The sequence below is a fragment of the Paractinoplanes ferrugineus genome (assembly GCF_016862195.1).
GTDB classification, from domain to species: domain Bacteria; phylum Actinomycetota; class Actinomycetes; order Mycobacteriales; family Micromonosporaceae; genus Actinoplanes; species Actinoplanes ferrugineus.
In genome coordinates this window covers 100,803-123,783 of the sequence record NZ_BOMM01000052.1, presented here as the reverse complement: position 1 = coordinate 123,783, position 22,981 = coordinate 100,803, and the positions used below count along the sequence as shown (strand labels likewise).

19 protein-coding genes and 3 pseudogenes are annotated in these 22,981 nt (G+C 69.3%); 16 read left to right on the top strand and 6 right to left on the bottom strand.

Going from position 1 to position 22,981, the window contains the following annotated elements:
- Window positions 1-3: 3 nt before the first annotated feature.
- The 4 genes and pseudogenes from Afe05nite_RS29950 to Afe05nite_RS45245 form a co-directional block, all read left to right on the top strand.
- Window positions 4-1,398 (top strand): hypothetical protein, encoded by a 1,395-nt coding sequence (locus Afe05nite_RS29950; protein WP_203820590.1) that lies wholly within the window; start codon window positions 4-6, stop codon window positions 1,396-1,398.
- 227 nt (window positions 1,399-1,625) lie between these two features.
- Window positions 1,626-2,024, top strand: a pseudogene (locus tag Afe05nite_RS44995) (DUF4192 family protein); the annotation flags it as partial.
- Window positions 2,025-2,112: 88 nt separating this feature from the next.
- Window positions 2,113-2,541, top strand: coding sequence for a DUF4192 family protein (locus Afe05nite_RS29940; protein ID WP_203820589.1), 429 nt, complete (start codon window positions 2,113-2,115; stop codon window positions 2,539-2,541).
- 202 nt (window positions 2,542-2,743) lie between these two features.
- Window positions 2,744-3,619, top strand: a pseudogene (locus tag Afe05nite_RS45245) (ParB/RepB/Spo0J family partition protein); the annotation flags it as partial.
- Between the two features lie 897 nt (window positions 3,620-4,516).
- Here the strand turns inward: Afe05nite_RS45245 and Afe05nite_RS45240 are convergent.
- Window positions 4,517-4,756: pseudogene (locus Afe05nite_RS45240) on the bottom strand (hypothetical protein); the annotation flags it as partial.
- A 416-nt stretch (window positions 4,757-5,172) separates the two neighbouring features.
- On the opposite strand from Afe05nite_RS45240, the gene Afe05nite_RS29930 reads away from it, so the two are divergent.
- The 9 genes from Afe05nite_RS29930 to Afe05nite_RS29890 all read left to right on the top strand — a co-directional run bounded on the left by Afe05nite_RS29930 (window position 5,173) and on the right by Afe05nite_RS29890 (window position 13,416).
- A complete protein-coding gene (locus Afe05nite_RS29930; RefSeq protein WP_203820587.1) occupies window positions 5,173-5,925 on the top strand; it encodes a hypothetical protein in 753 nt (250 codons plus the stop codon).
- 550 nt (window positions 5,926-6,475) lie between these two features.
- Window positions 6,476-7,483 (top strand): bifunctional DNA primase/polymerase, encoded by a 1,008-nt coding sequence (locus tag Afe05nite_RS29925; protein WP_239118288.1) that lies wholly within the window; start codon window positions 6,476-6,478, stop codon window positions 7,481-7,483.
- Window positions 7,484-7,976: 493 nt separating this feature from the next.
- On the top strand, window positions 7,977-8,414 hold the full coding sequence (locus tag Afe05nite_RS29920; RefSeq protein ID WP_203820586.1) for a single-stranded DNA-binding protein: 438 nt from the start codon (window positions 7,977-7,979) through the stop codon (window positions 8,412-8,414).
- 76 nt (window positions 8,415-8,490) lie between these two features.
- Window positions 8,491-8,961, top strand: a complete 471-nt coding sequence (locus Afe05nite_RS29915; RefSeq protein WP_203820585.1) for a hypothetical protein — start codon at window positions 8,491-8,493, stop codon at window positions 8,959-8,961.
- Between the two features lie 961 nt (window positions 8,962-9,922).
- Window positions 9,923-10,108 (top strand): hypothetical protein, encoded by a 186-nt coding sequence (locus Afe05nite_RS29910; protein WP_203820584.1) that lies wholly within the window; start codon window positions 9,923-9,925, stop codon window positions 10,106-10,108.
- A 177-nt stretch (window positions 10,109-10,285) separates the two neighbouring features.
- Complete coding sequence (locus Afe05nite_RS29905; RefSeq protein WP_203820583.1) at window positions 10,286-11,038, top strand: hypothetical protein; 753 nt, start codon at window positions 10,286-10,288, stop codon at window positions 11,036-11,038.
- A 387-nt stretch (window positions 11,039-11,425) separates the two neighbouring features.
- Window positions 11,426-12,031, top strand: a complete 606-nt coding sequence (locus Afe05nite_RS29900) for a hypothetical protein (RefSeq protein ID WP_203820582.1) — start codon at window positions 11,426-11,428, stop codon at window positions 12,029-12,031.
- Between the two features lie 168 nt (window positions 12,032-12,199).
- Window positions 12,200-12,751, top strand: coding sequence for a hypothetical protein (locus Afe05nite_RS29895; RefSeq protein ID WP_203820581.1), 552 nt, complete (start codon window positions 12,200-12,202; stop codon window positions 12,749-12,751).
- Entirely contained in the window at window positions 12,748-13,416 is a 669-nt protein-coding gene (locus tag Afe05nite_RS29890; RefSeq protein WP_203820580.1) for a hypothetical protein, read from the top strand. The genes Afe05nite_RS29895 and Afe05nite_RS29890 overlap by 4 nt, the downstream gene beginning before the upstream one ends.
- A gap of 91 nt (window positions 13,417-13,507) precedes the next feature.
- Here Afe05nite_RS29890 and Afe05nite_RS29885 read toward each other — a convergent pair whose 3' ends face one another.
- The 3 genes from Afe05nite_RS29885 to Afe05nite_RS29875 form a co-directional block, all read right to left on the bottom strand.
- Entirely contained in the window at window positions 13,508-14,074 is a 567-nt protein-coding gene (locus Afe05nite_RS29885; protein ID WP_203820579.1) for a hypothetical protein, read from the bottom strand.
- A 66-nt stretch (window positions 14,075-14,140) separates the two neighbouring features.
- A complete protein-coding gene (locus tag Afe05nite_RS29880) occupies window positions 14,141-15,235 on the bottom strand; it encodes an IS630 family transposase (protein ID WP_203820694.1) in 1,095 nt (364 codons plus the stop codon).
- 62 nt (window positions 15,236-15,297) lie between these two features.
- The gene (locus Afe05nite_RS29875) at window positions 15,298-15,594 is read right to left on the bottom strand and encodes a hypothetical protein (protein ID WP_203820578.1); all 297 of its coding nucleotides are present in this window, start codon (window positions 15,592-15,594) and stop codon (window positions 15,298-15,300) included.
- Between the two features lie 165 nt (window positions 15,595-15,759).
- Here Afe05nite_RS29875 and Afe05nite_RS29870 point away from each other — a divergent pair, with 165 nt between their 5' ends.
- Window positions 15,760-17,025 carry a hypothetical protein gene (locus Afe05nite_RS29870; RefSeq protein WP_203820577.1) on the top strand — a complete coding sequence of 422 codons (1,266 nt, stop codon included), beginning with the start codon at window positions 15,760-15,762 and terminating at the stop codon, window positions 17,023-17,025.
- Window positions 17,026-17,213: 188 nt separating this feature from the next.
- Here the strand turns inward: Afe05nite_RS29870 and Afe05nite_RS29865 are convergent, their stop codons facing one another.
- Both Afe05nite_RS29865 and Afe05nite_RS29860 read right to left on the bottom strand, forming a co-directional pair.
- On the bottom strand, window positions 17,214-19,535 hold the full coding sequence (locus tag Afe05nite_RS29865) for a site-specific integrase (RefSeq protein ID WP_203820576.1): 2,322 nt from the start codon (window positions 19,533-19,535) through the stop codon (window positions 17,214-17,216).
- Window positions 19,536-19,635: 100 nt separating this feature from the next.
- Window positions 19,636-20,880: a tyrosine-type recombinase/integrase gene (locus Afe05nite_RS29860; protein ID WP_203820575.1), complete on the bottom strand. Its 1,245-nt coding sequence runs from the start codon at window positions 20,878-20,880 to the stop codon at window positions 19,636-19,638.
- 47 nt (window positions 20,881-20,927) lie between these two features.
- Here Afe05nite_RS29860 and Afe05nite_RS29855 point away from each other — a divergent pair, with 47 nt between their 5' ends.
- Complete coding sequence (locus Afe05nite_RS29855) at window positions 20,928-21,182, top strand: hypothetical protein (RefSeq protein ID WP_203820574.1); 255 nt, start codon at window positions 20,928-20,930, stop codon at window positions 21,180-21,182.
- 401 nt (window positions 21,183-21,583) lie between these two features.
- On the top strand, window positions 21,584-22,729 hold the full coding sequence (locus Afe05nite_RS29850; protein ID WP_203820573.1) for an FAD-dependent monooxygenase: 1,146 nt from the start codon (window positions 21,584-21,586) through the stop codon (window positions 22,727-22,729).
- The last annotated feature ends 252 nt before the right edge of the window (window positions 22,730-22,981 follow it).

Here is a 22,981-nt window from a genome sequence, read left to right as displayed (position 1 = left end):
CTGATGCCGCCCCAACGGCACCACACCCCGTCTGCGGTCACCGCCTCGCGAATCCCACCGGGCCATACCGGCCCCGAGCACCACCGCACCGCTGATAGGCAGGCTTCGCGGTTCGCGTGCGGCATCTGCGGCAGCCCCCTCGACCGTTACGCCGAACTGCCCTCCGGCACCGTGTCCTACGAACATCCGCTCTGGAAGGACGCAGACCACCCGCCCGTGCCGGTGGCGGCCGACGCCGTCGAGGCCACCTATGTCTGCGACTTCTGCACCGACCCCCAAATCCTGTTCGTCTACGCGACGACCCGGCGGGTCCTGGTGCAGGTAGAAACTCCGGACGGGTCGGTAGTGCGTGACTACGGCACCCGCTGGGCGGCGTGCTTTGAGTGCGCCGCCCTGGTCGAAGCCCGCCACCTCACCGGCCTGCTGGACCGGATCCTTACGCACGGCATGGATTTCGCCGCGGAGGTGGTGGTGCACCTGTCGGCCATGCTGCGACAGGTCCTGTCCACGCTGCGGCCCGGCCGTGCCCTGAGCGTCGACGGGCGCTGGGAGGCATCCCCTGTGCCGGCTACGACGTTGCCGAAAGTGCGTGACCGGCTGGCCGCCCTGATCGCCGGTGATGTCGCGTTGCCATTCGGGCTCAGCCACGACGCGGTGCGGACACCGCTGGCGGAAAGTCTGGCGATCGCCCGGCTGTACTGGGTCGACGACGAGTTCACCGTCCTGACGCGCAACGCAGCCCAGGTCCTCCCGCGGCTGGGGTTCGTGCCCGGTGACCTGCCGGCCGCGCACGGCTTCGTCGCGTGGGCCCAGCCGGTCGACGCCCGCCGGCGGTGCGTGGCGGCGTCGTGGAGCAGTCACGGCGACGCAGTGCAGCTCGTCGGCTACCGCAGCATCGGTGACGGCCTCGCGCCCGTGCCGTTGCAGCAGCTGCGCACAGAGGTCGGCTGGTTGATCCCCGTCTTCGCGGTCACGCTGCGCCCCGGGCAGCCCGTCACCGCCACCCATCCTGCGGCGGCGCTGGTGACGACGTGGCGACTCATCCGCCAGCGCCTCGCCGAGCCAACCCCGGCGAAGGTCGACACGTCGATTCGCCGGGCCTACCAGCGCGCGCGGCGGCCGGAGCCTGAGGTTGCGCTGGTGCGGATCCGCGGCACGCGATCGACGTCTGCGCCGGCCTTGCCCGGCAATGCCGGTACGGGGAGCGAGCGTGAGCGTGATTTCCGCTGGTGGGTGACGCCGCACTGGCGCCATCAGCCGTACGGACCGGGCCGGTCGCTGCGGGACTGGATCGTGGTCCGGCCGCATCTACGGGGCCCGCAGAACAAGCCGATCAGGGCTACCACCACCGTGCGGGTGCTCGGCACGCTCCCGCCACGGCCTGACCTCACCGCGTAGGCGCCGGCCGGAGCCCAGTGACGCCGGTCCGGTGAAGACTCGCCGGCCTCCCCGCCGGGCGGGAGGGGGTGACAACCGCTGCCGACTGGCCGGTCACCGCCCCGCACCGGGCGTTACCGCGCCAGCGCGACGCCGAAGGCCGGCAGGTCAACGCCGCCCATCAGCAGCGCTGACGACCCGGCGCACCCCTGCCATCCCCTTCGTTTCACGAAAGGAGCCCTTCGATCATGACCGACCCGCTGCCCGACACCACCTACCGCAGCCCGCAGGACCTGCTCGGCGCCGTGCCCTATCTGCTGGGCTACCACCCGGTCGATGAGGTCGTCGCGGTCTATCTCGGCGCCGATCACCGCATCCTCGCCGTGGCCGCCGAACCCATCCGGTTTTCCGCCGAGACGCTCAGCGAGCACCTGATGCTGCGGGCCCCTGCCGAACCATGTGCGCAGGTCGCGGTGATCGGCTACGGCCCACCGGCGATGCGACCCACCCTGGCCACGATGGGCCGCATCATCGACCTGTTCCTGCCCTTGCACACGCTGCTGTGGGTCACCGGTTCCCGGTGCGTGTGCCTGCTCGACGGATGCTTGTGCCCGGCCAGCCGCGGCATGGACATCAACCCGGCCATCAGCCCGGTCGCCGCGCAGCTCACCGTCGACGGCATCGTGGCCCTGCCCTCGCGGCAGGCCCCTGACCACGCTGGTCGCCCCGGACCTGGTGTCGCAGGCCGAGACGGAGGCCGCGCTGGCGGTCCTGGCACCGGATGTCACCCTCACTGGGCTGCTCGACGACGTCCGGGCCACGGCCAAGAAGGGCCGGCGGCTCACCCCCGAGCACCTGGCCCCGCTGGCGATCGCCTTGACCCACCGCGACGCCCTCGAAACGGCGTGGAACGCCGTGTGCGCGTGCATGTGGCAACGCGATCTGTGGCTGGATGTGACCCGCCGCGTCCCTGACCGCTACGTCGCCGGCCCGGCGACGCTGGCCGCCTGGTGCGCCTGGCGGCGCGACGAACACGCGCTGGCCACCGTGGCGTGCAAACGCGCCATCCAAAAAGGTCCCGGTGACCGGCTGACCCGGCTGGTGACCAGCGTCGTGCGTACCCATGTGCCCGCGCACCGCCTCCGGCGACCAGCCCCGCACTGATCCCCGCCGCCGTAGATCCGGCGCTGACCAGCAACCGGGCCTACCAGCGCAACCGGTGCCAGCGGAGACCCAGCCGCCTTGAAGAGCTGGACCCGTCGTCAGCTTGTCGGCTGTGGGTCGGGTGCCGGCGTGGGCCGGCCACTGATCCTGGCCGCCCGCGTCGCGCCCCGCAAGCCCACCCCTAACAGCCACCACCTGGCCGATGTGCCCGCCGGGGTGGGCCCTGCGGGTCACGCCGATCGGCCGGCCCTTGGCGGATCAGGCCAGCCCCGCTCGGGCGCCCGCCCGAGCGAGCGCACTTCTCATCACTGCTCTATGTGGAGGTAGTTCCATCGTGACCACGATGACCAACGACACCGAGGCTTTCCAGAACACCGACGACGCCGCCGACGAGCCCGACACCACCGCCGGCACCGACCTCGTGGCGACCGGTCCAGCACTGATCGGTGAGATCGCCGACGAACCGGTCCACCTCAACACCGGCGAGGGCGGCGCCCCGTTGCCGTTCCGCGCCGGGCTGCTCGACGCCCGCTTTCTGCACGAGCCGCAGGGCTTCAAGCGCACGAAGCTCGGCGACCTGAGCGATCTGATCGCCTCGGTGGGCCTGTTCGGCGTCCGCGCCCCGTTGGTCGTGCGCTCCCTCGGGTTCTTCCCGCCCGTCGACGCCGAGGGCAACCTGGTCGAGGACGGAGAGCCCGTCGAGCACTTCGCCGTCGTCGACGGGCTGCGGCGCCGCATCGCGGCTATCGAGGCCAAGCGCTTCGAGCTGCCGGCCTTCATCGCCGACACCGACGACGACATCCAGCTCATCCTGCACATGCTGGAGGTCAACGACCACCACAAGGACCTCGAGGGCATCGAGCAGGCCGACGCCTACCAGATGCTGCTCGACCTGGGTCTGAGCGAACAGCAGATCGCTGACGCCCGCCGCACCGACGTCGCCCGGGTCCGCACCGCCGTCAAGGCCCGGGCCCTGCCGTCCACCGCGCAGCGCGCCCTCAACTTGGGCACTCTCACCCTGGACCAGGCCCTCGCCTTGGAGGAGTTCGCCGACGATCCGGACGCCCAGCGCAAGCTGCTGGACAAGCTGGGCGATGAGTACGCCTTCAAGCACGAGCTGTCGCGGCTGCGGGACAAGCGCGCCTACAACCGCAACCGCGACGTCGCCAAGGGCCACCTGATGGTGGCCGGCGTCGACGTGACGCCCAAGCCGCGCGGCTTCGGCTACGACGGCAGCGCGGCACCCGCGGATCTGCTCCTGGACGCCGACGGTCAGCCGGTCGACGTCGAGGCGGTCATGACCCAGCCCGGCTTCCACGCCTTCGTGGAGAAAGACGGCGGCCGGGCCCGCACCGTCGTGTACTGCGACGACCCGGACCAGCGCGGCTACACCCGCCGCAAGGAGGTCACGGCGGCGTACCGCGGTCTGAGCCCGGACCAGATCGCCGCCAAGGAGCTGGCCGAGCAGGAGGCCAAGGACCGCCTCGAGCGGCTCAAGCTGGCGGCGACCGTACGCCGGGAGTTTGTCGTCGAGAAGTTCGGCACCGCCAAGGGCGCCCGCGCCCTGTTCGTGGCGGCGCTGCGGGCGGCCACGCTGGGCACCGCGATGGGTCGTTCCGCCGACCTGGAGGAGCTGTACCAGGCCCTGGGCGGTTCCGACAACGACATCCTCGCCGGCGCCGGCGAGGACCGGCTGCGCCGCAGCCTGGTCGCCAAGTACATCTGCGCGCTGGAGTACAACCTGGACAGCCTGACCCAGCCGTACCGGATGTGGATCGACAAGCAGTCGGCCGTCGCGTGGTACGACGAGCTGCGTGAGCGCCGGTACCCGCTGACCGAGGACGAGCAGGAGCTCTACCAGGGCTGGACGGCGGAGTCGGCCACGGAGGAGGACGACGAGGACGGAGACGGGGACGACGACCAAGCGGAGGACGGCACTGCGGAAGACGGCTCTGCGGAAGACGGCTCTGCGGAAGACGGCTCTGCGGAAGACGGCTCTGCGGAAGACGGCTCTGCAGAGGACGGCCAGCCGGAGGACAGCACTGCGGACGAGGTCCTGACCCCTGACGTCGTGCTGGGTACCGACGCCGAACAGATGCCCGGCGCCGACGAGCAGGACGAGGTCATCGAGGTGCTCGCCATGAGTGGGGACGCGGGTGGAGTGGTGATCGAGGCACCGTTCGACCGCACCCTGGTAGGCGCCGACGACACCCACGAGCGGCACGACGCCGACGAGCTCTCCGACGCAGCCTGATACGAGCACCGCGCTGCGTCCGTGGCCCGGACGACGGGGGACGCAGCGCGGTGCCTCACCAGCACAGCAACCGCGCCTTGGTATCGCAAGACCGGGGATAGGCGTCCTGGCCGCTTCGCATATTCACGGCTGATGCCGATGGTTCCCGTTTCCTGAGTGCCAGGCCCGGTTCCCCGGCCGAGCTGTTCGCCATCAGCGTCCTGCGACAGCCTCCAGTCGGCGGGTCGCTTCGCGCTGACCCGCCTACCAGAACCTGACATCTACGGTCCCGGCCCGCTCTTGGCGGGCCGGGACCGTCCTTTTCTCGGAGTTGCGCCATGAATCCTTGGTTCACTGCTACCACCCCTACGCAGGACGTCAGTACGGTTCGGCGTCCTTTGACATCCGCCGAGCTGGACACGCTCCGTCGGCAGATCCACAGTGACGCTGCCGGCCCGCAGGAGTTGGTCACCGCTGTCGTCACCGCGGTGTTCGACGCCCTCCTGACCGACCAGGGTCGGACGTACCGCGACCACCAGGATGATGCGCTGTTCGACCGCAGCCGCTACGCGATCCCGGTCAGCCAGTGGACCGCGATCGTCACCACCGTCACCGACCGCGCCTACACGTGGGGCGCCGCCACGTCCACCGGCATGAACCTCGCCGCCCTGCTACCCGGTAGTTACGACGACCCGGCCGTGCCCACCCCGCTCCTGCAGCCCATCGGCGGCAGCTCCCACCTGGTCCGCCTGGACATCAGCCGGGAGGCCACCGCCACCGTCGCCTCCTGCCAACAGCACCTGATCGAACTCGCCGACGCCTACGGCACCGGCAGCGACCACTACCGCAACGCCGCCGCGAGCTGGTCGCTGCAGCTCACCGCCCTGATCAGCGCCCCACCCGGCGTCCACCGGGTGCTGCACCCCGACGGACCGCTGTCGCTGTATGTCAGCACCGACGACGCCGGCCACTACGGCATCGTCTTCGAGCCCCTCGCCCGGCACTGCACCGTCGCGGGCTGCTACGCGGTGACCGCGGCAGGCGGGCAGTGGCAGCCCAGCTGTCCCGATGCCGTCGTGATCGACCACGAACACCAGCCCAGCCACCCGGCCGACGGCCCGCAGCCCGGCCGGTGGACAACCCGGCCCTGACCGCGCGCCGATAGACACCCCACCGGCGACCCGCTTGCCCTGCGGCGTACCCGCAGCAGCGAGCACTCCGACACCGCCACGGCGGTCCCGCGCCGTGGTCGCCGACCGTGTACGGCCGGCGACCACGGCGCCCGCGTGACGGTGACCGCCGCCGGTCACCGTCACCAACCCGGCCTCCACCACTGGCCACCACCGTCCACCAGCCGCGCCGGCGGACGAACGATCCCCCTCGGCCTGTCCGCCTCCGCGGTCGTCACACCACCGTCACCCAAGGAGCCGTCGTGCCTCACCCTTCCCGTCCTGCACGCAGACCTGGCATCTGTGATCCGCGTTCGGCGCCGGCGCCGCGGTCGGGTCACCGTTGCCCCGCCGCGCCCTACGGCAACGTCGTGTCCCACATGCGCCTCGCCGGCCGGCCCCAGCAACCGGCGCGTTCGAACCCCCGCCTGCTGGTTGCAGGTCGCCGGCCACCCGACCGTGACAGCACCACCAGGCGGACTCTGCACGTGTTCCCTGCGATCCGGACGTGCCTGCGTTGTGCAGGTGGGCGGTGAACGCCTCCTGGCCGGCCGATCCGATCGCCAACAGTGATCCGCGACCACCGGTCACCACGGCGGACCTCGTGGCCGCGGCGATCGGCTACGCCGCGGCTGGCATAGCGGTGCTGCCGCTGCACACCCCCAGCGCAGCTAGCGGGTGCAGTTGCCGAGCCGGTGCGGCCTGCGGCTCCCCGGGCAAGCACCCCCGTCTGCGTCGCGGCCTGCACGACGCCTCCCGGCAGCCGCAGGTCATCCGGGCGTGGTGGTCGCGGTGGCCGCACGCGAACATTGGCCTGGTCACCGGAACGGTGCTGGACGTCTGCGACATCGACACCGCCGGCGGACTGCATGTCGTTCTCGACCTGCTCGACGTCATCCGCCCGCCCGGACCGCTGATCCGTACGGGGTCCGGGTGGCATCTGTGGTATGCCGCCGGTGAGCTGCCCAGCCGGGTGGCGATCGCACCCGGGGTGGACTGGCGCGGTCGCGGCGGCCTGGTCGTCGCCCCGCCGTCGCTGCACACCACTGGAACCCGGTACACGTTCCAGCAGCCCTGGCAGCACCCCGAGCTGCCGGATTGTCCACCGCAGCTACGCGCCCTGGTCCTTCCTCCAACACCCGCGCCGGTCAGCCCGCCGCCAGCCCCAATCACGGACCTGGACCGCTACGTGCAAGCGGCGCTCGATGGCGAATCCCAGCGCGTGCGCCGTGCGCCGCGGCCGGTCATCAGCGGCGGCCGGCGCGTCAGCGGCGGTGGTCGCAACGACGCCCTGAACCGGGCCGCGTTCCGGCTCGGGCAACTGGCCGCGCACACCCCCATGGACGAGACGGCCGTGCGGCGCGAACTCACCGAAGCTGCCCTGAGCACGGGGTTGGGACGCGCTGAGGTCCAGCGCACCCTGTCGTCTGGGTGGCGAGCCGGGCTGCGTCATCCCCGGCGTCTCGGTGACCGCCAGAGTGCCCCCGGGCGTCGGGTCAGCAGGGCGCCGGCGCACACCTGGCCGGGACCGCACAGCTGACGCCCTCCTGCTCGGCCGTCATCACCGCGAGCAACCAGCTCGGTCTGGCCAACGGTGGGACGACGTCCGCCCTCGGTGCGGGCGGCGAGACGACGTGCCGCTCGGCCGGCATGTCCGAGATCTGCGGTGCGGGCTCCGCGCCGGCGCAGTGGCGGCCCGGACGGGCGGGCAACGACAGCTGTTCCGCGACGGCGGCGGGCAGCGGTCCTGGCATCCCGGCTGGGCCGGTCCGTGGACGTCGGCTGGTTCCGCTGCTGAGGGACCCGAAGGTCAGCCCACCGGAGGCCAGGGGTGCAAGCCCCGGCAGAACATCTTGGCCCACACCGTCTCGCTCCGCTCGACACCAAGATCTTCTGACTCGATCAGGGCTTGCATCCCTTGGCCCACGTGCGGGCTCTGACCGGCCCCGTCAGCGCGGCCCCGCGGCGCCCGGATCACCCGATCCGGACGGCGTGCATGGGCCGCACCGCATCACCTGAACGGGAGTCAGCACATGTCGCAGTTCACCCTCACCTTCGAGGGCAACCTCGCCGCCAAGCCCGAACTCGAATACACCGCCACCGGACAGGCGCTGTGCCGGCTGCGGGTCGCCCACAACCGCCGCCGCAAGACCGAGGGCCAGTGGGTCGACACGACCCCCATGTGGGCCCAGGTCACCGCCTGGGGTGAGCTCGCCGAACGGTGCGCCGAGCTGAGCAAGGGCGACACCGTGGTCGTGAACGCCCGCGACGACCTGAACGTGTGGCCGTTCATCCGCCAGGACGGCACAGCCGGCGGCGTCCTGGAGGTCACCGCCGAGAACGTGTCGTTGTCCATGCGCTTCGCCGGTGCCCAGCCGGTGGCTGACGACCGGCCGGCGACCAACGCCTGGGACCCCACCACCACTGAGCCCACCACCGCTGAAGCAGAGCGCGAGCTGCAGGACGCCTGACCGCCTCCCGGGGCCGGTCACCCGGCCGGCCCCGGTCTCCCACTGACACGTCCGATCCATTCCGGGGAGTTTCGTCATGAGCCAGGAACCGTCGAAGCAGATCTTCAGCAGTCTCATCCAAGGCACCGTTCGTGGCCGCAGCGAGCAGGGGCACACCAACAGCGGCGGACGGGCCTTCGTCAAGTTCCGCATCGTGCACCGCACCGGCTACTTCAGTAGCGGCAAGTGGGTGGCCACCCAGCCGATGGAGTTCGAGGTGACCTGCTGGGACGAACAGCAGATGCTGCTCGCCCGCTCCCTGCGCCCCGGCACCGAGGTCCTCGTCACGGTCAAGAAGATGACTCCGTACCTCGACCAGGGCGAGGAACCCATCATCAACATCACGCCGGCCAACATCACGCCTCTGCCCGGCAGCAACGCGCCCACCCCAAGCGCACCGCGGCGGCAGCGCAGTGGCGACCTGGTCGTCAGCCCGCACGGCGAGAAGATCGCCGCGGACGCCTGGCCGGACACCGTCACCGACCCGCAGGTCGTGCACCACCGCTGAGCCCATCCACGCCAAGGCCGGCCCGCACATGCGGGCCGGCCTTTCGTCGTTCAGGAGGTCTACCCGCATGACCTCGAAGCTCCCACCCGCCATGCACCGAGGCCTCGCTCGTGGAGCCGGCGCCGGCCGGGCCCCCCGACCGCCGACCGCTGCCACGGGCAAGCTCACTCCGGTCCATGTGCGAGTGGTGACCTGTTGCCGCGGCTGGTACTTCAAACACAGCGCCGAGTGCAGTACGCCCCACAGTGCACGGCCGTGCAGCGACTGCTACGCCGACCCTGGCGGCTCCCACATCTACCCGTGCTGCTCCTGGTTCGATGTCGAACCGGTCGAGAGCCCGGATGAGGCGGCGCTGTGGCCCGATGCTGCCCGCTGGCCGGGGCACGCCATCGTCGAGTAGCCCGCCCTACGTCGTTGACGGGCGGCCTGTTCAGCTTCGCCACTCAGCGAAGCACGTCAGGGTGGGGCGCGATTCTCCCGCGACTACACCCGATACCTCCTGGAGCCAGGCGTCCTACTGACAGGCCCCACGGCATCTGCGCGTCACCACGATCGACCCACCGGATAAGAGTCCGCGCCGCCCACAACACCGCGATGAGGCTGAGGCCCGTGCCGGACCCGGCGCCGCGCGATGCAGCCGCACTTGTGCTCACCGGGTGTGTCAGCTCGGCGAGCCGACCGGCACAGCCGGCCCGGCGAACGCGGTGGCTACACCCGGCCGCCGCGTTCGCCAGTCCTCAGTGATGACCGACCCGGCGACGGTCAGGCAAGCCGGCAAAACATCTTGGAAGCGCAGCACCAACCCTCACTAGCGCCTCCCGTGCTGCGCTTCCAAGATCTTTTGACCTGAGTGCTGGCTTGCCAGCCGCCGCCGTGCCGTTCCCCCCAATGGCCTGTCAGCGCGGCAACCCCGGTGCTAACCGGCAGACGCCGCACCCTCCGCTAACCGGAAGGCAGCGCCATGAACGACAACACCGAGGTCACCACCACCGAGCCGACCACCACCACCGACCGCCGGTCGCTGCGCGCGACCACCCGTCACCTGACCCACCCGGTGGTGCACGTCGCCGGCCTTCTCACCGCCCACGTCGCCGCGCTGGCGGTGCTGGAGAAGACGCCGCTGCTAGCCCTGCTCTCACTGCACTGATCTCCCCGCGGGTCCTGGTGGGGGTGCCGCATCAGCAGCACCCCCACCAGGACCTACGCGCGTGCACGCAGCGCATCAGCAAGCGGCGCCCAGCGCGCAATCTCCGCAGCGCTGCTACGCCGCGTCGCCGACATCACCACCAGACCGCCGTCACGCAGACCCAGCAAGGAAGAGACGATGGACAACGCCATATCCGTGACCGGCCCCTACCCCGCATCACCCACCGTGCGGCACTGCGACGCCGGTGGACACCGGCTCGGCCCCGGCCAGCCATGGTGGCTGATCACCGACCCCAGCCGCGGCTGGCACCACAACACGGGCGCGTCGTGCGCAGCCCATCTCCCCTCCCAAGGCGCCGTGGGCGAAGGTCACCTCTACCGCGTCGGTGACTTGTTCGACGCCGACCGCACCAGTTGGCCGCAAGGCTCACACCTGTGGTTGGACTCCGACGGTGACACCCGGCTGGCCCTTTTCCTGAACAACCCGAGTCGGCGTGAGATATCCGCCGTCGAGTCCGGCACACCACGCTTCGCCTGGAGCGAGAAGGACGTCAACGGGTTCCTGTTGTTCAAGTACGGCGACTCGCCGTGGAACGACGCCCCGTTCAACCCGCACCGGCTCAGCGAGCCATTCACTGCTCAGCAGATACCGCGCGGCACCCACAGCCGCACCTTCACGTTCCTGGTGCACGCCGACACCGGGCGCATCGCCGCGATGCGGATGTTCACCTGGCCTGCCTACTTCCTCAATCACGTCGTCGGCTCCGTGCACCGGCTCGCCGCCCGCGACTACAGCGACATCGCAGCGCACACAGAGTTGCAGGACTTCTACCGCCGCTACCCCGACGGCCCGTCGCTGTACCGCCTCGTCCGCACCCTGCCACCCGGCGCCACGTGCACGGGCGGACAACGCGAGGACCGTCCTCACTGACCTACGACCGGTTGCTGGCTGTCTCACCTCGACACCGGCGAGCAGCAAGGTCGGCTGACGCCCGCGCCTCTTACACCCAGCCGGTAGCAGCCTCGACGCCTGTACGTCGCGCACGCCCGCACCGAGCAACCCCGGACGCCTAGAGCCGCTTGCTGAGGAACCCGAGGTCAGCCCACCCAGGCCAGGGGTGCAAGCCCCGGCAGAACATCTTGGCCCACCCCGTCTCGCTCCGCTCGACGCCAAGATCTTCTGACCCGGGCGGGGCTTGCGCCCCTTGGCCCACGTGCGGGCTCTGACCGGTCCCGTCAGCGCGGCACCCCCGGCGCCGGGATCACCCGGTCCCGCAGGGCGGGCCGCATCAGATACAGCCTGATGGAGGCACCCAGCATGACGGAGAACGTCATCGACCAGACCACGTCCGCCACCCCGGCCAAGCAGACCTCCGCCGGTGACGGCCGGCCGGCCGCCCCGCAGGGCTCGGTCTACCTGTCCGACGTCCTGGCCAGCATCCGCCGACACGCCGGCGACCACGGCTGGTGCTCCACCGCCGAGAACATCACCATGCAGGCCTTGAACGACGGGCTGTCATTCAAGCCGGTCCGTTCCACGTCCGACGACGGATGCAGCGATCCTTCCTGCGACCTCTGGAGCCCCCAGGACGCCGTCCCCGAGCGGTTCACCGCGTCCGAGGGCGTCGACCCGTTCGTCACGAAAGCCCGCCTGAAGAAGGCGATCAAGAAGGCCTGCGAGCTCGGTTACGACTGGGACGAGTACCGCCGCCTGTACCGCGAGCTCATCGACGCCTACGACCTGGACGAGGTCCCGCTGCCGGTCCTGAAGCACACGGTCACCTTCACCGTCACTGACGAGCACCTGAACGGACAGACGGCCCACGAGGACGGCATGGCCTATGCCCTACGCGCCGGGGTCACGGCCGACTTCATCGTCACGACCGAAACCACCGAGCGGGCCACCCCCACGCTGCGGCCGTAGTCATCACCGGTTGCCCGGCCGGTTCATACCCGGCCGGGCAACGCCCCGGTGACCTACCGCCGTCCCGGCGCCGAAACCCGCAGGCCACCACGTCTCGTGCGCTGCGCCCGCGAAGACGTATCTCGCGGTCATCGAGCCGCGCCCCACCCCCGAACGAAGGGATTACCGATGAGCGCCTGGATCGTCAGCCGTGACCACCTCGACCTGCTGCTGACCGCCGCCCTGGCGTGGGAGATCACCCCACCAGGTGAGGCCGACGAGACCGGTCGGATGCTGTGGAAGGAGAACCTCGTCAGCGTCGCCTACCCCTACCCGTACGACCGCGATGGCGACCGGCCCGGGCCGATTGACTTCCGCGACCGGCACGTCGGCACCTACCGCTTCCAGCCCTACCCCGGCCCGGTCGACCCGGAAGTCGTCGCCGCGGCCGGGGCGTCGCTGGCCTACCAATCCTGCGAACACCCCGGCTGGACGTCCAGCACCGCGTACCGGTGGACCACCCATCTCCGCGCGCAGGCCACCGCTCGAGTCGCGGCCTACCTCGACGAGCACGGGCCGGTGAACCCCAAGCGTCAGACCCGCGGCGAGCAAGGGTGGTACGTCCTGGTCGACCTGCACGGCCAGGAGCAAGTGCGGTGCGGCGACGGCTGGAGCGTGCCCGATCGCGGCGTCTTCACTCGCGCCTTTGGGCTGCTCACCCTCGCCGCGGTCAGGCCATGACCGAGACGACGCCGCCCGCCGCTGACGGACACGGTGAGCGCTCCGCCCACATCAACCCGACCGCTGGCGGCGAACCGTCCGCGACCCCGCGCCGGGCACCGAACCCGGCAGACACCCTGCACGTCGTGCAGTTCTCCGGCGGCATCGGCAGCTGGGCCGCCGCCATGCGCGTCGCCGAAGAACACGGCACCGACAATCTCATCCTGCTCGCCGCCGACACCAAAGCCGAAGACCCCGATCTGTGGCGCTTCGTCGCCGACGCCCGCTTCGACGTCAACCCGGTGATCGTCGCTGATGGTCGTACCCCGTGGCAGGTGTTCGCCGATCAGCGCTTCGTCGGAAATTCCCGCATCGCACCCTGCTCAGTGCACCTGAAGCAGAAGCCCTGTCGGCGATGGCTGACCGAGCACGCCGACCCGGACCGCACCGTGCTGTACGTCGGGATCGACTGGAGCGAGCAGCGCCGGGTGCCTGCCATCGTGCGGGGCTGGTCGCCGTGGACCGTTCGCTTCCCGATGTGCGAGCCGCCCTTTCTCAGTAAGGACCAGATGCTCCAGTGGACGACGGCTGTTGGCCTGAGGCCACCGCGGCTGTATCAGCAGGGCTTCGCCCACAACAACTTTTACTGGACTACGACTGAGGCAGGGCAGCAGCCGTTCTCGTAACGCCATTCACGGCTTTCAAGGAAGCGTCAACAAGCCTAGTGCATCGTGATTCTGTTGCCTTTACGTGACGTTGACGTGGTTGTCCGTCCGATCAGGATGCGGTGGGGCGGTGGTCGCGGAGACGGAACTGACCGGGAAGGTCACAGCAGCCGTCGGCGTGGAGATCGCGGGTGAGGGTGCTGAGAGTCGACGGTATGAAGAAGGACGGGTCGAGGCCGTAGATCAGTTTGGTGCCGGTGCCACGTGGTGCGTCGAGATCGTGGGCTGGTCCGGTGGGGCGTAATCCGGCGAGGTTCTGGTGGAGGGCGCGGCCTGCGTGCCAAGTCTCGATGGTGGTGTGGGTGCTCACGGCGGCGGCTGCGGCGTGGACCCAGCGGTAAGGAGTGAGGAGGGAGCCGTAGTAGCCGGTGGTTGAGGCGTCCGGCCAGGTTGTCCAGTTGTCGGTTATTGAGAAGGCAAGGTCGTCGAGGATCTCTGCGGTGACGTCGGGTGGATAGATGGGCGCGGCTTTCGGGCCCGGGTGCAGGGACGCGATAACGACGGCGGTCAGGACACTGGTTGCCAGGTGCGGATCGGCCCCGAAGTACATGCCCGGCCGGAGACGGACCGACTTGTCGAACTCCAGGACCGTGAGATCCGCTGCGGTGTACTCCCTCACGGGCATACGGTGCCTGAACTCGTGGGGAAAGAAAAGTTCGAGCCGGTGTTCGTGGTGATGGTCGATTTACTTCGAGTTGTTCGCGACGAGCTTCTTGATGCTGAGCTGGGTGAGTCGGACCTTGGCTAGGATCTCGTCGGCCGTTGCGGTCCAGGTGAAAGGTCGCGGTTCGATGTTCCAGGAGTTGATGTAGGCGCGGATAGTGCGGATCAGGACCTGGACGGATGCGAAGGTGCCGCGGCGGATGGCTTGGCGGGTGATGATGCCGAACCAGGTCTCGATCTGGTTCAGCCAGCTGGAGCCGGTCGGGGTGAAATGGAAGTGGACGTTCGGGTGGGCTTGCCGCCAGGTCATCACCTCGGGGGTGGTGTGGGTGGACAGGTTGTCCAGCACAACATGGATTTCGCGGCCGGCGTGCGGGGCGACGGCCTTCTTCAGGAACGCCAGGAACGCGGCGCCGTTGCGGTTCGGCACGCAGTCGCCGATCACCTCGCCGGTGCCGACGTTCAGCGCGGCGAACAGGTTGGTGGTGCCGTGCCGGACGTAGTCGTGGGTGCGCTGCTCACTGCGGTCGAACTCGATCGGCAGCAGCGGCTGGGTGCGGTCGAGGGCCTGAATCTGAGTCTTCTCGTCCAGACTGAGCACGACCGCCCCGCCCGGCGGGTCGAGATAGAGCCCAACGATGTCGGCGACCTTGTCGGCGAACGCGGGGTCCTTTGACAGCTTGAAGGTGCCCTGCTTCTGCGGTTTCAGGCCGTGTTCACGCCACAGGTTCGCCACCCAGTGATGCGAGACCGGCATCTTGTGTACGCGGGTCACGTAGTCGGCCATCGTTCGGGTCGACCAGTGTGACAAGCCGGTCTCCGCCGGAGGCGTCGCTCGGGTCAGGGCCAGCACGCGTGATCGCACGTCGGGGCTGACCTGTACCCGGGGACCGCCGGGCTGCTGTGCGAGCAGGCCGACCACGCCGTCAGCGGCATACCGGCCCAGCCACAGATCAACCGTCGGCCGCGACATCCCAGCAAGAACCGCAATGTCCTTCTTCATCCGTCCTTCGGCATGCCACAACACGATCCGCGCCCTCGTACCGACCGCCGCCGATATCTCAGAACTGGTCGTCAGTGCACGAAGTTCGTCACGCTGCCCGGCCGTCAGATCCACCTCGACAGCCAACCACACCGGCATCACGTAAAGACAACAGAATCACGATGCACTAGTAGTTTCTAGCCAAGATCCGCTTGCGTGGGTGGACCCGGCGCCTGCACTTCGTTGACAGCTGCATCCTGGCGATGACCAGCCCGCTCCTGCCCGCCCCGCAGTTCGGTGCCGCGAGGAGCAATCCTGCACTCGCTATTCGGCCGAATACCGCGCGCGAGCAGCAGCGAGTCGGCCGCCTGAGCCAGGTCCGCCGCACCACCGCTCTTGTAGACCCGCCACAGAAAGCGAAGCCCGAGCCAGAACATCACAACGCCGCTCAACGGCGCGGCCACCAATGCGGCGAGGACGGCGATGTCAGTCACGGTCGGCTCCTTTGAAGAGAGGCTGCGACTCGCAGCCGACATCACCAGAGTCAGGGAGGAAAAACTGACCAAAGACGATCTCGTACGGTACCGAGCCAAATCCGTCAGAATTTGATCACTATTCGTACGATTGTGTACGCCTACGTACGGGCGGAACGTTAGGCCATGGCCAAGCTACCCATGCCGGATCTGGAAAAGGGACCGCTACGTGACCTGATCGTTGAGCTGCACCGCCTGCACGCCCGCGCCGGCTGGCCAGGCGTACGCACGATCGCCGAAGGCACGGACTCCAAGTTTGCACCGATGACCGTGCATGCAGTCTTCACCAAGGGGACACTGCCGAGCTCGCCGCAGGTACTCCAGATCGGCCGGTTTCTCATCGGCCGCGATGTCCGCAAGCCTGATCAGAACGAACTGCTGGATCACTTGGATCACCTGTGGACCGCCGCCGAGCGCAGAAGTGACTCGGCTGTGATGCAGCCTCCCAGCACCTACCAGAGCGAGCCGTTCACACTCGGCTCCATCAAGTCGACCCTACTCATCGTCGAGGGCGATGGCGGACACCCAATCGCCCGGCGGGACGTGCGGCTCGTCATCGACAGCAAGACCGTCGAGGTACCGGACGAGGTGGCCGAATGGCGTGAGGCAATCATCCAGGAGCAGGCACGGATCGAAGCATCCGGCCGCGAGCCGATGTGGAACGGCTCGAGCTACGCCGTGGACTACGTCTCGGTGTCCCGCGTGCCCGACGTCGAGGACTCGCGGATCTCTATAGGGCTGCAAAGGTCCGACTATTTCACCTTCCTGGCCGCGCAGCAGCTCGACCGCCCAATGCGGGACGGACAGACGCTCCGCTCCAGGTACCTCGACGGAAAACACTGGTCGTCAGTGCCCCCGTTCATCTCCAGCAGCTTCGGCATCAACGTTGCGGTGAGCACGGCTGACGACCAGATCATCTTTTCGAAGCGATCCAGCCAGGTCGGCACCCAGCCGAACGTCTGGAACTCGTCAGCCAACGAGGGTCTGTCACGGGAACTCGACTCAACGGGCACTCAGCCGCCGGACCTATTCCGGGTCGCCGAACGTGGGCTCGACGAGGAGTTGGGCATCTCTCCCGGAGACTGCGAACTCCAGTTGCTGGGCATAACTCTCGATGTGAAACGGCACCAATGGGGGTGCATCTTCTGGGGCCGATTACAAGAGCACACCGCTGACGACTGGTTCATGCGTACGTCGCGGGGCGTACGAGACCGGTTCGAGCACGACAGCCACGAACTGGTGCCGTTCACTCCCGAGGCTGTGATCCAGAAGCTTTTGGAGATCAACGATGAAGACGCCTGGGCTCCGGTGGTCCCCGCCTTGTACTACCTGACACTGGTCCGCAGGTTCGGCCGCGCCACCGTGGAACGAGTCGCAGCCCAACTGCTTTAGCTAACGGCAGGAGCCGACCGGAGCGCGGAGTGCCCGACTATTCGCCGCCGACTGGATCCGCGGCCAGCGACACTGCGCAAGATGTAACGTGCTGCTCATATTCGCGGTGGCGGGGACGAGCCCTGCCAGGACGTGTCCCCGCCACTGCCTCACGTGCTCATGGCATCAGCACGAACGGTCGTACGAACTCAGCTCGAGTCGGCCAGCTTCTTCGCGGGCCCGGCGGGGAGCCCGAGCAGGGTCGGTCCCGCTGCGGTTGCTGCCGTCATTCGGTCGAGCGCTGCTAGTTTGGCTTTCGCCGCGTCGAGGCTGATCTGTAGCCCTTGGACCTCGCCGAGCCAACGACGCTCCTGGGCTTCGGTGATGCGGTGCTGGAGGTTGTCGATGATCTCCGTTAGGCGCTGCCGCTGCGCGGGCTCGATGCGCAGCATCGGACAGCGAACGCAGGCGTGTTCGTGCTGGCAGGGGGTGCCGTAGGGGCGCCCGCAGGTGCCGAGTTCGAGCTTGCGGAGCTGGAAGTGCTGCTGGAATTCGGTCCATTCCTCGTCGGTGGGTTCGCGGTATTCGGCCTCGGGTCGGGTGGCGCGGCGTTGGTCGACGAACGCGCGGTAGCTGCGGATCAGCTCGTCCTGGAAGACCGCGAGGTACGTCTGGGTGGTGCTCAGGCTGGTGTGTCCGAGGATGCGGGCGGCGATGTGCACCGGCAGTCCGCCGGTCACGGCTTCGGTGGCGAACATACGCCGGAAGTCGTGCGGTGTGTAGCGCAGCGGCTTTCCGGTTCGGTCGACCAGCCCGGCCCGGGTGATGGTGGCGGAGATCAGCTTCTGCACGGTAGTCGTACTGATGACCGCGTCGCGCCACACGTATTTGCGCTGGAACAGGTGCGGCAGGGCCGGTCCGAGCACGCGCTCGTGCTCGTCCCAGCGCGCGACCAGCGGCACTCGGCCGTCGGCGCCGCGGATGCGGGTGATGATGCTGGCCAGCACGCTCGCGAGTTCCGGGGTGACCAACAGCAGCCGCTCCTGGTCGGTCTTCGACGGCACGATCTGCAACAGCGGCACCACCTCGCCGGTGTCCGGCAAGGGGTAGGAGATCAGCGCCAGGTGGGTGATCTCCAGCAGCTCCTCCATGCGCACGCCGGTGTGCCGCAGGGTCTCGATCACCGCCCAGGCCCAGAAGGCGTCGTCCTCGGTGCGGTTCAGGTCGAGTAGCTCGCCGCCGTCCAAGTCCTCGACCACGACGGTCTCCGGCGCCGGTCTGGCCCCTGGCCCGGTGTAGGCCTTGTGGACCGTCCGCCGGTAGGTGCGGCCGGCGTGCTCGAAGGTCTCGCCGATCGGCGTGGCGCCGGCGAAAGCGAGCAGCGCGGTGTGCTCGCGCCGGTGGCGTTCCGCGGTGTCGACCAGGACCGGTAGGTTCGGCAGGCGGTCCCGCACCCGTTGGTGCATCTCGGCGATCACCTTGCGGCGGGTCTTGATAAGGCCGGCGGTGTCGCCCTTGCGGATCGGGCTCGGCACCGCCCAGGGCGCCCACGACGGGTCGTGCAGCGCCCATTCCTGCAGGTCGAGGTAGAACCCTCGGATCCGGATCAGCACGTCGATGTAGTTGCGGCGCTCCCGTGTGGTCCCGTCCGTGCCGGTCCACACGCGCAGACGTTCCTTCCACGCGTCGACGACCTCCGGCGGCAGGTGCAGCGTGTCGATGCCGGGATGGTGGGCCTCGATGTCGGTCCAGAAGTTGCTGACCAGCATGACCGACAACGAGAGGAACGCGCCGTAGTCCATGCTCGGCCGCCGCTCGCCGAGGTAGCGGACCAGCAGATCCCGAATCGGACGGTTGGCAATGCCGTGCCGGTCGACCAGCTCCGCAGTGCTCAGCTGCCCCAGCCGCGTCGTGCGACGCAGCGTCGACCCGACCGGCAGCACCCCGATTGCCACCAGCACATCCCAGGCGCCATGCAGGCCGTACTTGGTCCGGCCGGTCCGCTGCCGATACCAGTCCCGGTAGGCCAGCACGTCCTCGCTGGTGAGCTGATCGAGTGTCTTGCCCGAGTGCAACACAATCTTCGTCAGGCTCACCATCGCCTCGCCCAGGTGCCGGGCACCGATGCCCGCCTCTGCGCCCGCCTTCTCGACACGCTCGAAGACCTCCGGGCTGATCACCGCGCGGATCATGGCGTAAACCGTCTGCGGCCGGTACCGGGCCAAGAACGGGTAGCCGGGCCGCACGACCCGGCAGGCCAGCAAGAAAGACAGGCCGTTGTAGGTCTCGCGGATCCGATGCCCGCGGGTGCGCCCGTCTTCGGGGCAGACCGCATCCAGCCACCCCTCGTCGTTCTCCGCGCCAGAGTTCAACCACCGCTGCTGCCATCCGTCACCGGGGAACGATCCCAGCCACGCCAGGATCCGGCGGGCGCCGGGCCGCGCCATCGAGCGCACGTGGCGGCCGACCTGGTCCCAACATCGCAGGCCGGGGAACAGGGCGAGGATCTCTTCGGCGTCCAGGTGGTCCATGGGGCCGACCGGTAGTGGATTCTGCCCGCTCGAGACAGGTGCCGAGGAAGCGCCGGGCGCCGGGGCGAGCCGGCGCTGTCGTAGTCGTAGACATCGGCGATCACCCGGCCCCGAAGAGCACGGCCAGGTCACCGGCGTCATATCCTGGCGCGGTCGCCGCAGAACGCTTCGCCGGCTGCTGTTCGCGGTCGGCGAGATGGTCTAGGACCCGGTCGATGACTTCCTGGTCGTCCTCGACCAGGTAGACCTCGGTGGACGTGAGGTGCCCGTGGCCGAGGATCACCTGCACGTCGCGCAGCGACAGCCGCTGGTCGCGAACCATCCTGATCGCGCAGGTGTGCCTCATGTCATGGGTCGACCAGTTCGTACCCAGCGCCGCGTTGGCCCGGCGTAGCACCGCCCGCCACGCGTCGTAGCTCAGCGGCTGCCGCTCCAGCTCGCCGGCCCCGCGGCGGCGCTGGCGAAGGGTCTGCCACACCGGATCGTCCGGGCCGAGTTCGCCGAGTTCCGCGAGGTAGAGCCGCAGCCACACGAACGCGTCCGGGCTCGCCGGCAGCCACTGCGACGCCTTTGTGCCCTTGCGTCGCACACAGATCAGCTGGCCGCCCCAGTCGATATCCGCGCCGCGCATCCCAAGCAGCTCGGCCGCCCGTGCGCCGGTGCTAACGTCCAGCGCCAGGATCGCTCGGTCCCGGTTCGAGCGCATTGCGCCGAACAGCTGCACCCACAACGCGTCCGGGATCGCCCGCGGCCGCCGTTTCGGCTTGCGCGGGTTGTACCGCATCCGGCCCTGCGCACGGTATGGCTCCATCGGATTGTGGTGCGCCTGCGGCCGGCCACCGCGAGCCCGCTCGTGCGGGACTGGGTTGACTACCGGCCCGGCGCCCCGCTCGATCCAAAACTCGTAGAAGCCGTGCACGACCGCGTTGCTGTGCACGATCGTCGACGTCTGGTATTCGTCGCCCGGGTACCGCTTGCGCGTGATCGGATTGACCGTCCCCGCGGTCGCCGCCGACGCCTTCCTGAGCGTCGCGCCCGGCTTCGCCGTGTGCCGCAGCCACAGCACGTAGTCCCGGACTTCCGCCGACGTCGCCCGGTCCCATGCCACACCTACGGCGATCAGGAACCGCCACCACCGCTGCAGGACGTACGCGTACGTGCGCACCGTCCCCAACGACTTGCCCTGCGCGACGAGATCACGCAGGTACCGATATACCGGCTCCACCGGGCGACCCGCCTGGTCGACCAGTTGCCACGGCACCACATCGTCGACCTCGCGGACCCGACCCCACCTCGGCGGCCGAAGCTCCGCTATGTCGCGGATCGGCCCGTCGAACACACCCATGCAGCACCTCATCCTCGGGGCTGCTGCACTTCTACAGGAAGGTGATCATGATTCTAGATCAACACTCCGTAGTCCGGTTAAGAGGATGCTTCGGCACCTGTGTGCGTGCCGGCCAGCGCCAGTGGCGGCACCTGCTCGCCGTCGCACCCGAGCGGTACCTGGCCGCCGAAGCCGAGGAGGAGAAGCTGCGCGCGCAACTCGGCGATGTCGCGATCCTCAAAGAACGTCGTGCCGGTGTCAGCCGTCCGCTGCCGCTGCGCGAGCTGCGCCGCCGCGTCCAGCACGTCGACGCCGCCGCCTGACTCGGCGGTGCAGTGCCGCCCACCCCCGGGCGGGCCGGGCCCGGTGCCGAAACCTCAGCGCACCAGGCGTCGCTGCCGCGCCGTCCGCCGCGATGACGCCCACCGGCGACACGCCTGGACGACAAAGCCCGGCGAAGGCGGCGGCCATCACCCGGCCGCCGCGTTCGCCGATCCCGTTGTGATGACCGACCCGGCGGCGGCCCGCAAGCCCGGCAAAACATCTTGGAAGCGCAGCACCGACCACCACCACCGCCCCACCGCGCTGCGCTTCCAAGATCTTTTGACCTCAAACCCTGGGCTTGCCAGCCACCCGCCGCGCCGCTCCCCCCGTGGCCTCGTCAACGCGGCAGCGCCGGCGCAAACCGGCGCGGGTCGCACGGTTCGCGCCCCGGAGGTCACCCATGAGCAGCCACACCGCCACGCCCCGCAACCGCGACGGGCTACGCGTCGCCGTCGTCGGAGGATCTCTCACAGGCCCCACCGCAGCCCTGCTGCTACACCACGCCGGGTTCACCGACGTCACCCTCTACGAAGCCGTCCCGGCCAGCGCCCCGCTCGGCGGCGGCCTCATCGGCCTCGAACACTCCTCGCTCGACATCCTCGACCAGCTCGGCGTGCCCCAGCACGAGTTCGTCCGCTACGACTCCGAAGCCGTCATGGACATCACCGTCTGCCGCCGCCGGCCCGAAGCCGAACACCGCCACCTGTTCGCCGGGCGCAACACCACCTGGACACTGCTGCACCAAGCCCTGACCCGCCGCCTGCCCGCCGGCCTGGCACACACCGGCAAACGAGTTACCGGCCTGACCGGCGAGTACGGACGGCCGCTGCTGCACTTCGCCGACGGCGACAGCGCGCAGGCCGACCTCGTGGTCTTCGCCGACGGCCGCGCCTCGATCGGCCGGCGGCTGCTCGACCCGGACCGCCGACTGCACTACGCCGGCTACGTCGCCCACCGGGGACAAACCAGCACCAGCCAGCCCGGCCTGCGCGACTTCCTGCGCTTCGAGCCCGACCCGCACAACGGGATGCAATTCAACCTCGCGCCCATCCCCGGCGGCTGCGACTGGACCTTCTACCTCAGCGCCACCCCGGCCCAGTACCTCGACTACTTCGGCGCCACCCCGGCCCGCCGCGTCTTCGTCTTGCCCCAGCACATCACCGAAGCGGCCCGCGCCGCTGTCGACGCCAGCGCCCGCCAGTACCTGCCCGACGAGCAGGCCGCCTTGGTCCACGACACCAGCACCCGGATGGCCGCCGCGGTCATGGACATCGACCCGCCCACTCGGATGGTCTGGGCCATCGGCACCGGCCACGCCGTTCTGCTTGGTGACGCCCTCGCTCCCGTCCGGCCGCACACCGCCCGCGGCGCCAACAACGGCATTGAACAAGCCGCCGGTCTGGCCGCCGCTCTGAGCCAGCACCGCAAGTACGGCGCCGATCTCGCGACCGCCCTCGACGGGTGGCAGCACCGCCAGCTTCCCGCCGCTGTCGCCGCCGTGCAACTGGGCCCGAAGCTCGCCCACCGGTACGGACTCGGCGCCTGAACGGCATTCCGGCCCTGGCCAACCCCGGTCAGGGCCGGAGCATTGAGTCTCATCGGCGGACCCAAGGGCTGCACCGGGGCGCGCGGCGCAGCTGCACAGCCTTGCGCTTACCCCGGCCCTTGACGGGCCGGCCAGACCGGAGCGGCCTGCGGCCGCACTGCCAGACCCTTTTCCGGCCGCCGGCTGCGCCGACAGGATAGGTTGCGCGGCAGCCTCCACCAAATCCGCAGCGGGCGGGGAAAACATCATGCA